This window comes from Dietzia natronolimnaea (assembly GCF_002289575.1).
Taxonomy (GTDB): Bacteria; Actinomycetota; Actinomycetes; order Mycobacteriales; family Mycobacteriaceae; genus Dietzia; species Dietzia natronolimnaea_A.
Window position 1 is genome coordinate 1 of the sequence record NZ_NTGA01000043.1, and the last position, 12833, is coordinate 12833.

At 65.6% G+C, this 12833-nt stretch carries 13 protein-coding genes and 2 pseudogenes; 12 read left to right on the forward strand and 3 right to left on the reverse strand.

The annotated features are described in order from the left end of the window. Positions 1-218: 218 nt before the first annotated feature. Positions 219-547, forward strand: a pseudogene (locus CEY15_RS16965) (transposase); the annotation flags it as partial. Positions 548-601: 54 nt separating this feature from the next. Here CEY15_RS16965 and CEY15_RS16970 read toward each other — a convergent pair. Continuing rightward, positions 602-1768: an acyl-CoA dehydrogenase family protein gene (locus CEY15_RS16970; protein ID WP_069389782.1), complete on the reverse strand. Its 1167-nt coding sequence runs from the start codon at positions 1766-1768 to the stop codon at positions 602-604. A gap of 96 nt (positions 1769-1864) precedes the next feature. On the opposite strand from CEY15_RS16970, the gene CEY15_RS16975 reads away from it, so the two are divergent. From CEY15_RS16975 to CEY15_RS16980, 3 genes are read left to right on the forward strand one after another with little or no spacing between them, the layout of a single operon-like run. Next, a complete protein-coding gene (locus CEY15_RS16975) occupies positions 1865-2536 on the forward strand; it encodes a TetR/AcrR family transcriptional regulator (protein WP_235027696.1) in 672 nt (223 codons plus the stop codon). After that, positions 2533-2763 (forward strand): hypothetical protein, encoded by a 231-nt coding sequence (locus CEY15_RS18255; RefSeq protein ID WP_176475171.1) that lies wholly within the window; start codon positions 2533-2535, stop codon positions 2761-2763. The genes CEY15_RS16975 and CEY15_RS18255 overlap by 4 nt, the downstream gene beginning before the upstream one ends. Then, complete coding sequence (locus CEY15_RS16980; RefSeq protein WP_069389783.1) at positions 2760-3461, forward strand: transglutaminase-like domain-containing protein; 702 nt, start codon at positions 2760-2762, stop codon at positions 3459-3461. Before CEY15_RS18255 ends, CEY15_RS16980 begins: the two co-directional genes overlap by 4 nt. Before the next feature lie 63 nt (positions 3462-3524). Here the strand turns inward: CEY15_RS16980 and CEY15_RS16985 are convergent, their stop codons facing one another. Next, entirely contained in the window at positions 3525-4535 is a 1011-nt protein-coding gene (locus tag CEY15_RS16985; RefSeq protein WP_069389784.1) for an AraC family transcriptional regulator, read from the reverse strand. Between the two features lie 121 nt (positions 4536-4656). On the opposite strand from CEY15_RS16985, the gene CEY15_RS16990 reads away from it, so the two are divergent. From CEY15_RS16990 to CEY15_RS17010, 5 genes are all read left to right on the forward strand, one after another. Beyond that, positions 4657-4977: a 2Fe-2S iron-sulfur cluster-binding protein gene (locus CEY15_RS16990; protein WP_007628312.1), complete on the forward strand. Its 321-nt coding sequence runs from the start codon at positions 4657-4659 to the stop codon at positions 4975-4977. A 17-nt stretch (positions 4978-4994) separates the two neighbouring features. Next, complete coding sequence (locus CEY15_RS16995; RefSeq protein WP_069389785.1) at positions 4995-6383, forward strand: cytochrome P450; 1389 nt, start codon at positions 4995-4997, stop codon at positions 6381-6383. 183 nt (positions 6384-6566) lie between these two features. Then, positions 6567-6824, forward strand: a complete 258-nt coding sequence (locus CEY15_RS18260; RefSeq protein ID WP_007628308.1) for an oxidoreductase C-terminal domain-containing protein — start codon at positions 6567-6569, stop codon at positions 6822-6824. Between the two features lie 146 nt (positions 6825-6970). Next, positions 6971-7648: a lysophospholipid acyltransferase family protein gene (locus CEY15_RS17005; protein ID WP_245847704.1), complete on the forward strand. Its 678-nt coding sequence runs from the start codon at positions 6971-6973 to the stop codon at positions 7646-7648. A 105-nt stretch (positions 7649-7753) separates the two neighbouring features. Continuing rightward, positions 7754-8323 carry a TetR/AcrR family transcriptional regulator gene (locus CEY15_RS17010; protein ID WP_069389790.1) on the forward strand — a complete coding sequence of 190 codons (570 nt, stop codon included), beginning with the start codon at positions 7754-7756 and terminating at the stop codon, positions 8321-8323. 39 nt (positions 8324-8362) lie between these two features. On the opposite strand, the gene CEY15_RS17015 is transcribed toward CEY15_RS17010, so the two are convergent. Then, on the reverse strand, positions 8363-9910 hold the full coding sequence (locus tag CEY15_RS17015) for an acyl-CoA synthetase (RefSeq protein ID WP_069389786.1): 1548 nt from the start codon (positions 9908-9910) through the stop codon (positions 8363-8365). Positions 9911-10219: 309 nt separating this feature from the next. Between CEY15_RS17015 and CEY15_RS17020 the strand changes: the two genes are divergently transcribed. The 3 genes and pseudogenes from CEY15_RS17020 to CEY15_RS17030 all read left to right on the forward strand — a co-directional run. After that, positions 10220-10747 carry an enoyl-CoA hydratase-related protein gene (locus tag CEY15_RS17020; RefSeq protein WP_228549152.1) on the forward strand — a complete coding sequence of 176 codons (528 nt, stop codon included), beginning with the start codon at positions 10220-10222 and terminating at the stop codon, positions 10745-10747. 67 nt (positions 10748-10814) lie between these two features. After that, positions 10815-11948, forward strand: coding sequence for an NDMA-dependent alcohol dehydrogenase (locus CEY15_RS17025; RefSeq protein ID WP_095719419.1), 1134 nt, complete (start codon positions 10815-10817; stop codon positions 11946-11948). A gap of 11 nt (positions 11949-11959) precedes the next feature. Continuing rightward, positions 11960-12217: pseudogene (locus CEY15_RS17030) on the forward strand (TetR family transcriptional regulator); the annotation flags it as partial. Between the last annotated feature and the right edge of the window lie 616 nt (positions 12218-12833).

Genomic DNA, 12833 nt, shown 5'->3' on the forward strand with positions numbered 1-12833 from the left:
CTTCGCGGTGCACGCCGAGCTGCTCAGCGACACGCACGATCGCACCGTGTGAGCGGTCGGGGTCGGCCAGTGCTTCCAACGCCATCCGCGTCGCTCGTTCGCGCAGCTCGTCCGGGTACTTGCGAGGTGCTCCCATGGTTCTGATGATCCCTTCCCGGGTAATCGATGTCTCCATCAAACCCGGGGCGATGCACGTCGATGCCGACGGCCAGCCGGCCGAGCTGCACTTGGTGATGGACAACTACGCCGCCCACAAGCACGCGAACGTCAAGGCCTGGCTGGCCGACAATCCACGGTTCACGGTCCACTTCACACCCACGCCTCGTGGATGAACCTGGTGGAGGTCTGGTTCGGCATCGTCGAACGCCAGGCCATCCGCCGCGGGTTCTTCACCTCCGTCAAGGACCTCAACGCCAAGATCCGCACCTTCATCGACGGCTGGAACAACCGCTCCCACCCCTTCGTCTGGACGAAAACCGCCGACGAAGTCCTCGCGAAAGCCAACCGTAAGAAGACTTCAAATGCGGACCACCAGAGACGTGTTTAGGCGTGCTGGCGGACGGAGTGCTCGCCGAGCGAGCGAGTGCGCGTCGGGTACGGACTACTGTCCCATGACAGGTGTCGGGAGTGACCGGGCGATGATCTCCTTCATGATCTCGGTGGTGCCGGCGTAGATCTGACTGACCCGCAGGTCGGTCCATGCGCGCGCAATCGGATACTCCTCCATGTAGCCGTAGCCGCCGTGGAGTTGCAGGCAGGTGTCGGCGACTTGCTGAGCGCGTTCGGAGCTCCAGTACTTCGCCATCGCGGCGGTGGGGATGTCCAGTTCGCTCTTGACATGCAGGTCGAGACACTCGTCGATGAAGGCGCGGGTGACGCGGGCTTCGGTGGCGACCTCGGCGAGCTTGAACTTGGTGTTCTGGAATCCGAAGATCGGTTTGCCGAACGCCTCGCGCGTGAGTGTGTACTCGTGTGTCAGGTCCAGCATCAAGTCCATCGACGCGGCGCAACTGACGGCGACGATGAGCCGCTCCTGCGGGAGCTGCATCATGAGCTGGACGAAGCCCTGCCCCTCCTCGGTGCCGAGCAGATTGCTGGAAGGCACACGTACGTCATCGAAGAAGAGCTCGCAGGTGTCTTGCCCCTTGAGGCCGATCTTGTCGAGGACACGGCCGCGCCGAAATCCTTCGGAGCTGGTCGGCACGATGACCAGTGAGACGCCTGCAGCAGCCTGATCCGGGCTGGTCTTGCAGGCGACGAGCACCATGTCTGCGTGGTAGCCGTTGGTGATGAAGGTCTTGGCTCCGTTGATGACGTAGTCGTCGCCTTCTCGGACTGCCTTCGTCTTGATTCCCTGGAGGTCGGAACCGGTCCCCGGCTCGGTCATCGCAATGGCGGTCACGACCTCGCCGGAGGCCATCTTGGGCAGCCATTCGCGCTTCTGCTCCTCGGTGCCGTAGTGCAGCAGGTAGTGCGCCACGATGCCGCTGTGGAGTGCAGCCCCCCAGCTGCTGTCACCGATGCGGGCCTGCTCCTCGATAAGGATCGCCTCGTGGAAGAAGTTGCCGCCGCCCCCGCCGTACTCCTCGGGAACGGAGGCGCACAACAGGCCGAGCTCGCCGGCGCGGGTCCATAGTTCGCGGTCGACGCGCTTCTGTTCGATGAACCGCTCGATGTTGGGCTTGATCTCCCTCTCGCAGAACGTCCGGGCGAGTTGACGGAAGTCGTCGAGGTCCTGGTTCATCCAGGGTGAACGGCGGCTGGGCATGGGTCCTCCAAAGATTATGTGCCGGGTACAGGGTGTACCCGAAGGCTACGGGTACACCCTGTACCGCGCCAGTCCCTTTCGGGTTAGAATGTGCTGGTGGATCTTGCGAGGTGGGTGGACACGGCCGTGGTGCGCCGATCGACGGCGCACGAATCGCACCGGTCGGCACGACGAGAGCAGATAGTGGTGGCCGCGGCTCGTGCGATCGAGGAGTACGGTCCCGGCGTCGGTACTGCCCAGATCGCGGAACGGGCAGGCGTTGCGCGGCCTCACGTCTACCGGCACTTCGACAGCAAGGAAGACCTCGAACGAGAAGTGCTCCGATTCGCGGCTGATCAGCTCATCGACACCGTTCGTCCCGCCATGCGCGTGAGCGGTACAGCTCCCACCATCATCGAAGGCGTGATAGGCGCTGCCATCGGATGGGCTGCCGGTCATCCCAACCTGTATCGCTTCATGGCGGCGCGCCAGCAGAACAAGGAGACGCACCGGGCCAGGTTGGGGCGCACACGGTTCCTCGGGGAGGTGGTGTCCGCAGCCTCGGCATACATGCGCACATCCGAGGTACAGGTCGATCCCCCGGACGGCGTGATGGCGGGGTTGATGGGCATGGTCGACGCGGGGATCATCTGGTGGCTGGACCACCACGATGAGTCGAAGGAAGAGGTGACCACCCGGATCGCCCATCAAGTTTGGCTGATCATGCGTGATCTCGCCCAGAGCGTAGGGGTTGCTGTGGACAACGACCTTCTGTTGAGCGCGCGATGAGGGACCTCTCGCCCGGAATGGGCGCACCCCGAGCCCGTCGAAGCGGTCCCGCGTTGGAACGGCGACGCCCCGTGTGCGACCGGTGGCTGGAAGAGGTCGGTGACCTGGTGCGGCGGATGCCCGACGTCTGCATCTCGGCAGTGCCCGGCGAGCAGCCGGCCGGCTGGCCGCGCACGGCCGTAGCGCTCAAGACTGACGGTCTGGTCAACACCGCGGTGCGGCGATGACGCCGGCGCCGGGATCGCACCTTGAGGCGACCTTCTTCCTCGATCACGACCACGCTTCGGTACGCGACTTCACCCAGCACGTGATCGCCGGCGCGTCGAGCCCCCGAGAGAGAGCGTCCCTGCTCTTTGCTGCAGTGCGTGACCAAATCTGGTACGACCCCTACTCGGTCTCCGAGGATCCTGAGCATTACCGGGCGAGCCACGTCCTCCAGGCCGGCCGCGCCTACTGCGTGCCCAAGGCGGTGCTACTGGCCGCGGTTCTGCGGGCCGCGGGCATCCCTACCCGACTCGGCTTCGCCGATGTACGGAACCATCTGCAGACCGACACCTTACGAGCCGTCATGGGTGGAACGGATCTGTTCGTCTATCACGGCTATTGCAGCGTCTACATCGACGGACGATGGCTGAAGGCCACACCTGCCTTCAATGTCGAGTTATGCGAACGATTCGGCGTGCCACCGGTCGAATTCGAGGGACGGAGCGACGCGCTCATGCACGCCTTCACCTCCGACGGGACTCGGCACATGGAGTACGTACGAGACCACGGTAGCTTCGACGACCTCCCCCTGGGCCGCATTCTGTCTGCCCTCCACCAGGCCTACGGACCTATGGTCACCGCCGCTGCGGGGCCTGACGATGCCTTCACTCCTCCAGCTACCACCGGAGAGACCACTCCGGAAGGATCCGTGGACTCATAAGGGAGCACCTGGTGAGCCACTCCCGCCGGGCGCGGTCCTTCTTAGGGGCTGCGGAAGTGGTACTCAAGGGTGCTGGTGGGCGCGTCGGAAGTGGCTCGGTGAGCTGCCGGTCCATCCTTTGAAGGCATGCGAGAAGTTCGTGAGGTCGCTGTAGCCCAGTTCGGCGGCGACCTCACTGACAGACGTGGAGCGGTCGAGCAGCCGTATCCGGGCGCGGTCGAGCAGTGACTCCTGGAGGAGTTCGCGGAAGCTGGTTCCCTCCGCGGCGAGGCGGCGTTTCAGGGTACTCGAGGAGATCGAGAACTCATTCGCGACCGATTGGATGGTCCTCACCCCTGGCCCGTCGTCCAGCAGTGCCCGCACCCTGCGGGTGAAGTCCCGGCTGCCGCCCTGACGTTCGAGCGCCTGCTGGAGGCTGGTGACGGCGACGTCGTAGGCGACTGGGTCGGGGAAGCGGCAGGCCGCGTGTAGCGTCCGTTCAGGGATGTGCACATAGGACAGGGGGGCGTTGAAGATGAGCCGCGCCCCCGGCCAGGCTTCTCGAGCCCCGCTGCTTGGCTCCGGCCAGCGACTATGCATGGTCACCTCCGACGCGTCGTCGACCAGTCGGTCGACCAACCGCATGAGGGCGAGTCCGCAGTAGGTGACGGCGAGACAGTCCAGGTCGGGGTCTGCCGCGTTCCCGGTGAGCCGGATCGTCAGGTCGTCGCGCTGGGGATCGGACTGGGTGGTGACGGCCTCGGTGATCACGGGAAGATAGGTCAACAGCTGAACGACCTGGGCGACGGTTCCTGCGCTGACCAGCGGCACGCTCAACGGCCCGAAGGACGTGAGCTGGGCCTGTTCCGCGCAGGCGATCCCCAGCTTCGTTGCCTGCTCGGCATCGAGGTCCGGGTAGACCTCGCGAAACCACCGCAGCGGTGCCTGCTCCTGGGTCCGGATCAGAGACAGTTCCCCGGTTCCCTCGCGCGCCATGATGGCACGGAACTGCTCGGCACTGTCCGGATCGATCGCCGGACTGGCCAGCAGCTGCGCGAAGGCAAGCGCTGGGACGCCCGGCTCGCTTCTCTGCACAGCGCTCCTCACGTGACCCGATCTCACAGCAGGATGACACGATTCAACATGGTCATCGCCGATATCAACGACAATACTGGAGAAAATGTCGATGACGTAGTCAATAGTGAGGGAGTTGTAGATGACAGTCGTTACCTTCGTGTCATACGACGGGGAGAAGCACGAGGCGCCCATCGAGGAGGGCTGCTCGCTGATGCAGGTCGCCACGAACAACGCCATTCCGGGCATCGATGGTGACTGCGGCGGAGAGGCCGCATGCGGCACCTGCCACGTGATCGTCGATTCCGCCTGGGCCGCCAAGGTCGGCCCCTCCGGCCCGGAGGAGGAGGAGATGCTGTCGATGAACCCCGAGCGAGAGCCGACGTCGCGGCTGTCGTGCCAAGTCCAGGTCTCCCGGTCATGGGACGGCTTGACCGTGCAGTTGCCTGAATTCCAGATGTAACAGGAGGTGTTGACGAGATGAAGATCCCTGACGCAGTGAAGACGAAGGTCGACGCCGCCATACCCCTGGATCGCCAGGTCCAGGCCGCGCACCTCTACGACAAGAGCCGACGTTGGTTGACGGGCACGAACGGGCAGAAGATGTTCGTCGAACGCCCGATCCCGCCGGTCGAAGAACTCGCGCTCGAAGACATCGACCTCAGCAACCCCTTCCTGTACCGACAGGGGCAGTGGGCCCCCTACTTCGAGCGCCTGCGTAACGAGGCCCCGGTGCACTACCAGCCCAACAGTCCGTTCGGGCCGTTCTGGTCGGTGACGCGGCACGCCGACATCATCGCTGTGGACAAGAACCACGAGGCCTTCTCCGCCGAGCCCCTGATCGTCATCGGGGCGCCGCCGCGGTTCATGGACATCGCCATGTTCATCGCCATGGATCCGCCCAGGCACGACGTTCAACGGCGCGCCGTCCAAGGCGTGGTGGCTCCCAAGAACCTGCGCGAGATGGAGGGCCTCATCCGGGAGCGCGTCAGGGACGTCCTGGACAACCTGCCCGTCAACGAGCCTTTCGACTGGGTGAGGACGGTGTCGATCGAGCTCACCGCGCGCATGCTGGCGACCTTGCTGGACTTCCCCTACGAGCAGCGCCACAAGCTTGTCGAGTGGTCGGACCTGGCCACCTCCATGGAGCAGGCCAATGGAGGGCCCTCCGACAACGACGAGCTGTTCAAGGGCATGGTCGACATGGCGCGTGGACTCAGCGCACTGTGGCATGACAAGGCCGCCCGCCTGGCGGAGGGAGAAGAGCCGGGTTTCGACCTGATCACCATGTTGCAGAGCGACGAGGCCACCAAGGACCTGATCGACCGTCCGATGGAGTTCGCCGGCAACCTGATCCTGTTGATCGTCGGGGGCAACGACACGACCCGCAACTCGATGAGCGGCGGCGTTCTGGCGCTGAACCGGTTCCCGGACCAGTTCGAGAAGCTCAAGTCCGACCCCGGCCTGATCCCCAACATGGTCTCCGAGATTATCCGGTGGCAGACCCCTCTTGCCTACATGCGGCGGATCGCCAAAGCTGACACCATCTTGAACGGTCAGTTCATCCGTAAGGGTGACAAGGTGGTCATGTGGTACGCCTCGGGCAACCGGGACGAGTCCGTGTTCGAGCGGCCGGACGAGTTGATCATCGACCGGCCCAACGCCCGCAACCACATCGCTTTCGGGTTCGGCGTCCATCGGTGCATGGGCAACCGATTGGCCGAGCTGCAGTTGCGGATCCTCTGGGAGGAGCTGCTCCCACGCTTCGAGAGGATCGATGTCGTCGGTGAGCCGGAGTACGTGCAGTCCAACTTCGTTCGCGGCATCAGCAAGCTGATGGTCGAGCTCACCCCCAAGGGAACCGGATGAGTTCGGGGCGCGCGGTGGTGGTCGGCGCCAGCCATGCCGGCGCGCAGTCGGCCACCCGCCTCCGCCGGGAGGGTTGGTCCGGTGACATCGTGGGCCGGTGACGAGCCGATGTTGCCCTACCAGCGACCTCCTTCTCGAAGACCTGTGGAAGGAACAAGGACGATCTGCGGAAGGGACAAGAAGGTGTCGGCGCTCCCATGGTCCCGGTCGGACCAGTACGACCACAAGCTGCGGATCGCGGGACTCAACAACGGTTATGACGACATCGTCCTGAGCGGTGACCCCACCTCTGACCGAAACCGCACCTGCTACTACCTCAGGCAGGGCGAGCCGGTCGCCGCTGACAGCGTCAACCGCCCCGGGGACTCCATGACCACCAACGGCATTCTCGGCCAAGTCGCCGTCGACACGACTGCCCTGACACCGGAGGTGGCGGTGTGAGCAAGCAGACCGACCACTGGTCGTGGTCACCACCGAACGTCTGACCCCCGAGGTGAACAAGGATGGTTTGGAGGTCGACGGCAGGGCCCGCGATGAGACTTCTGCCTTTCGTTCCGGGCGCCCGTGACTCGCATCAGTCCGCAGGCGTGCGACGCGCACCCGCGGACGCCCGCGGCCCTGCATGGTGGCTCGCGTTGGTCGTCTGCAAACCCCTTCTGCTGCTCGTCAGGAGAGCGGACTGGCGCGGTACAGAGCGCCTTCCCGGGTCGGGGGGCGCAGTACTGGCGGCCAACCATGTCTCCCAAGCCGACCCGCTCTTCCTCGCGGAGATGGTCCTCGCCCAGGGCCGGACCCCCTGGTTCATGGCAAAATCAAGCCTGTTTCAGAGCAGAGCAGTGGGCTGGTGGTTTCGGTCGGCCGGCCACGTCCAGGTCGACCGCTCCGACGGGCGAGCCGGGATCCGCGCCGCGATCGAAGCAGTGGATCGCGGCGCCCTCGTCGTCGTCTACCCGGAGGGATCGATCACGAACCGACCGGATGCACGTCTGATGTCGCTCAGGTCGGGTGCTGTTCGCATCGCGCTCGAGACGTCAGTCCCATTGATCCCCGTCGCCCAATGGGGTGTGCAGGCCATCGCGCCAGCCTACGAAGGAAGGGTGGTGCTGGGCCGCCGTCGTCGGGTCACCCTGCTGGTCGGGGACCCGGTCCCGCTCGAGGACCTCCGAGAATTGCCGACGGCGACGGCAGCCGCTGCGGGTGTGCAAAGACTTCAGGACACCCTCGCAGCGATGGTCGACCAACTGGCCGACGAGCACGCTAGGTAGCGTGTGGCCGTGTCCAAGTCAGTGACGCGAGTCGATCGCGAGACAGGAATCGCTAACCTTTCTGTCATGCGGGCACCGTCAATGCGCGAACGATTCAAGGAGCACATGCGCCTGGCTGTCCTCGAGGCTGCCCACGACCTGACTGTCGACCGCGGCTGGGACCGGGTGCGCATGGGGCAGGTGGCTGATCGTGCCGGGGTGTCGCGGGCGGCTCTGTACAAGGAGTTCGGTGACAAGGCCGGCCTCGGAGAAGCCGTCGTACTCCGGGAGGCCTCGCGCTTCCTCGAGGGCATCCGGGGCGCGCTGGAGGCGCACATCGGCGATGCGAAGCGAGGCATCGCAGCCGCCGTCGACTACACCTTGAACGAGGCCGGGCGCAGCCCCCTGCTCAAGGCGGTGCTCATCTCCAACCGTGACCTTGATGCGGGAGGTCAGGCGTCCACGGGGATGCTCCCGCTGCTCACGACATCCGCACCGCTTCTCGACCTCGCCTCCGACACCCTGGCCGGATGGGTCGCGGAGAGTTATCCGGGTCTCCCCCCGGGCGATGTCATCGACGCGGCCGACACCCTGGTGCGCCTGACGGTCAGTCATCTTGCGCTCCCCAAGTGGGACCGAACCGCGACAGCGCGGAAGATCTCCGAGGTCGCCGTCCGGTTCCTCTCACTCGAATAGTGACCTGCGCCGGGCGTCGGGAGCAGTCTGAACTGGGCTTCAGCGGCGCACGGCGTGTTCGTTGCCGCCGTGCTGCTGCCGTAGCACCGTCTTGAGCACCTTGCCGGTCGCTGTGCGGGGCAGCTCGGCTACGAACTCGATCCTGGTGGGGCACTTGAAGTGGGCAAGCCGCTCCCGGGTGTATGCGATGAGTTCCTCGCCGGTCGGCTCGGCGCCGTCCTGGAGCGCCACGGTGGCCACCGGGGTCTCGCCCCAGCGGACGTCGGGGACGCCGACGACGGCCACTTCACGAACGGCCGGGTGCCGGTAGAGCACTTGCTCGACCTCGATCGGGTAGACGTTCTCGCCGCCAGTGATGATCATGTCCTTTTTGCGGTCGACGAGCGTGATGAACCCCTCGGCGTCTATGCGGCCCAGGTCACCGGTGTGGAACCAGCCGCCGCGGAAGGCCTCGGCCGTGGCTTCCGGGAGACCCCAGTAGCCCGCGAACACATTGGGTCCCCGGAGGACGAGCTCTCCGACCTCGTTGGTGCGCGCGTCCTTGTCGGCGTCATCAACGATGCGCGCCTCAACGTGGAACACCGCGCGGCCGATGGATCCGGCCTTCTCCTTGACGTGATCGGCGTCCAAGACGGACACGATCGGAGCGGTCTCGGTCATTCCGAAACCCTCCTGGAAGGGCAGCCCCTTACCCTGATAGAAATCAATGACCGGCAGAGGGCAGGGCGCTCCACCGGAGACGGCGAGCTCCAGCGAGGACAGGTCGAAGTCGTCGAAGCCAGGCTCCGACATGAGCGCTGCCCACATGGCCGGGACCATGAACTGCACGGTGGCCCTCTCTCGGGACATCGCCTTCAGGGTCTGCGCCGGGTCGAACGAGGGAAGCAGTACGTTGGTCCCGCCGACGTACAGCAGCGGCAGGGTGTGGATCCCGAGGCCCCCGATGTGGAACATCGGCGCCACGGTCACCGTGACGTCGGTCTCACGCAAGCCGCGCCCGAAGGACAAGCTGTTCACGACGTTCCACAGGTGATTGTCGTGGGTCAGCATCGCGCCCTTGGGTCGCCCTGTGGTTCCGGACGTGTACATCAAGCACGACACGTTGCTCCGATCGACGTCGGCGCTGACTGGACGGGCCTCACCGTTGGCCAACACGTGCTCATAGCGCAGCTCGCCGTCCTCGGGTTCGCCGCCGACGACCAGGCGGGATCGGACGCGTACTCCCTCGCCGGCCACAGCCGCGCGTGCCCCCGGAGCCAGGGGCGCCGAATACACGAACACGTCTGCGCCCGAGTCCGCCAAGAGATAGGTGATCTCGGCCGGCGCAAGACGCACGTTCATGGGCACGAACACCGCGCCCAGCTTGGCCGTGGCCAGCATCGTCTCTATGAACGCGGTGCTGTTGAGCAGGAGCCCTGCCACCCGATCGCCCCGTCGGACGCCGAGGGCGCTCAGTGCCCGGGCCAGTCGATTGGTGCTGCTGTCTAGGGCGGAGTAGGTCAGACGCCGCTCACCGTCGACGAGAGCGATCCGGTCCCCGGAGAGGAATGCCCTCGTCGTGACCCAGCTGCCGATTCCCTCGTCCATGGACATTCCTTCCGGGATGCTGTCATCTCTGCGAGTGAGTCAGATCACGTAGTTTGTCCAAACCTGACGGTGCCCACAAGTTAGTCGGACGCTACTGAGTAAGTCAAATCAAATGAGACATTTCAGGGTGTTGGAACGTAACCAGTTTTGGCTCGTCTGGCGGGGTCGTTGATGGTGGCCTTCTCTGGAAGTTTCGGCGGTTGCGGTCGTCGGCTGAACCGTTGCGGGTGGGCGTGGTAGGCGGCGTCGAGGACGGCTTGGCGTCGTGCCTGGACGTCGGTGGCGGTGCCGTAGTGGACGCTGGCCCGGATGTTCCTGGGCCTGCTCCGGGCGATCATCGCGCATCCCAAGCCGGTGATCGCGGCCGTCGACGGTCACGTCCGCGCCGGTGGGATGGGTCTGGTGGCGGCCTGCGACCTCGCCGTCGCCGGACCGTCGTCCACCTTCGCGCTCACCGAGGTCCGCCTCGGCCTGGCGGCCGTCATGATCTCCGTACCGTTGGCGGCACGCGTGAACTCACGGGATCTCGCATGCGTGCTGCTGACCGGCGAGAAGTTCGACTCCGCGCACGCCCGGCGGATCGGCCTGCTCTCGGACGCGGTGGAGGACCTCGACGCCGCCGTCGACGAGCTCGTCGACTCCTTCCGGCCCTGCTCGCCGCAGGGACTGGCGGAGAACAAGGCGCTGCTGGCCGCGCCGATGATTGCCGAGCTCGACGCCCGTGGAGACGACCTCGCCGGGGTCACCGCGCGGCTGTTCACGACGCCCGAGGTGGCCGAGGGGATGAGCGCATTTCTCGAACGCCGATTGCCCTCCTGGGCGACGCCCGACGCGTAGCGTATGCGATTGTCACAGATATATGACTCGACACACATCACAGAAACCCGCAACGAGAGGTAAAGCCATGCGTACCAAGGCCGCCATCATCCGTGAGCCCAAGCAGGACGGCTGGGAGATCGTCGACGTCGACATCGACGATCCCAAGGCGGGAGAGGTCCAGGTCAAGTTGGCCGCATCGGGCCTCTGCCATTCGGACGAGCACCTGCTCACCGGCGACCTGCAGTTCGAGTCCTACCCGATCATGGGCGGTCACGAGGGTGCCGGGGTCGTCACCAAGGTCGGCGAGGGTGTGATCGGCCTAGAGGAGGGAGACCACGTCGTCCTGGCGTTCATCCCCGCCTGCGGTACCTGCCCGCCGTGTTCAGAGGGCCTGCAGAACCTCTGCGACAACGGCGCGGGACTGCTCACCGGGCGTGCGATCAGCGACGGCGGCTTCAGGGTGCACACCGCCGACGGTGAGGACGTGGCCACCATGTGCCTCCTGGGGACGTTCGCCCCGCACGTCACCGTGCACCAGTCGTCCGTCATCAAGATCGAGAAGGACATCCCGCTGGACAAAGCCGCACTTCTCGGCTGCGGGGTGTGCACCGGTTGGGGCTCGGCCACGGAGATCGGCGGCGCCAAGGAGGGCGACATCGTGGTGGTCGTGGGAGTCGGTGGGATCGGCATCAACTCGGTCCAGGGTGCAGCGGCGGCGGGTGCGCGCGCTATCGTCGCCGTCGACCCGGTCGAGTTCAAGCGCGAGAAGGCCAAGGAGTTCGGGGCCACCCACACCTGCAGCTCCATGGACGAGGCGATGGCACTGGTCGGAGAGATCAGCTGGGGTCGGATGGCCGATCTGGTCATCCTCACGATGGGCGTGGTCGAGGGCAAAGACCTGCTCCCCGGTCTGCTCCTCACGGGCAAGGGCCGCCGGTGTGTCGTGGTGGGCCTGGGGGACATGATGGCCGTCGACGCCCAGGTGTCAATCATGGACCTGGCGATGCAGCAGAAGACACTGCAGGGCGCCATCTTCGGTGGCACCGGCCCGCGCAAGCAGATCCCGCACCTGCTGCACCAGTACCGCGCCGGGAACCTCAAACTGGACGAGCTCGTCACCAAGACGTACCGGCTCGAGGAGATCAACCAGGGGTACCAGGACATGCGCGACGGCAAGAACATCCGCGGTGTGATCATCTACGACGAGCAGGACTGGTAACAGGAGGATGTATGACGGAGCCCGAGCAACGGACCCCCAAGCAGGACCGTAGCCGCCTCACGCGGGAACGACTGCTCGGTGCCTCCATCGATCTCCTGGCGACACAGGGCTGGGCGGCGACCACCGTGGGTGCGGTGGCCGCCGCCGCCGGCGTCTCCCGGGGCGCCGCACAGCACCACTTCCCGACCCGGGAGGACCTCATCACCGCCGCGCTCGGTCACATGATCGAACAGCGGATCGAGGACGTGCGCAGGGTGGGACTGGATCTCGGCGAGGACCTCGTCCTTACGCGCCGACTCGGCCTCAGCCTTGCCGAGCTTGCGTTCCAGCTCGGCGATGCGGGCCTGCTCGGGACTGCGCGGGCTGCGGCCAGCCTTCTTCACCCCGCCCAGGGTGCCGGCGGCGATCGCGGCCCGCTATTCCTTGACGTGCGAATCATAGAGACGCCCCCGGCGCAGGACGGCGCCCTTCGCGCCGGCGGGGGCCGCATCATATTCAGCAACGATCCGACGTGTGAAGTCCGCGGTAAAGGACCGGCGCTTCGCCCGGTCGGACCACGGGCCCTGCGGATCCGCCGCCGGCGCGACGAGGCCCCAGCCTCAATCCACACTGACCGGGTGTCTCACCTCAGTGTCTCTACGACGGTCTCAACGCTGGGCAGGTGTAGGTGCGCAGCATGTGGTGCCGAATCGCTTCACACTCCGGGTCCCACCCCGCTCGACGAGGGTGGCGAATCACGGTCGTCAATTGATGTTCCTTTCCGAAACACGGTCGCTGCTCGTCGTATCCAACACCCACGATCGATCAACTGCGGGCAAGTCCGCCGAGCATCAGCTCGGCCCTATCGACGGGAAGCTGCTGGGTGATGGCTCGCTTGCTGAACAT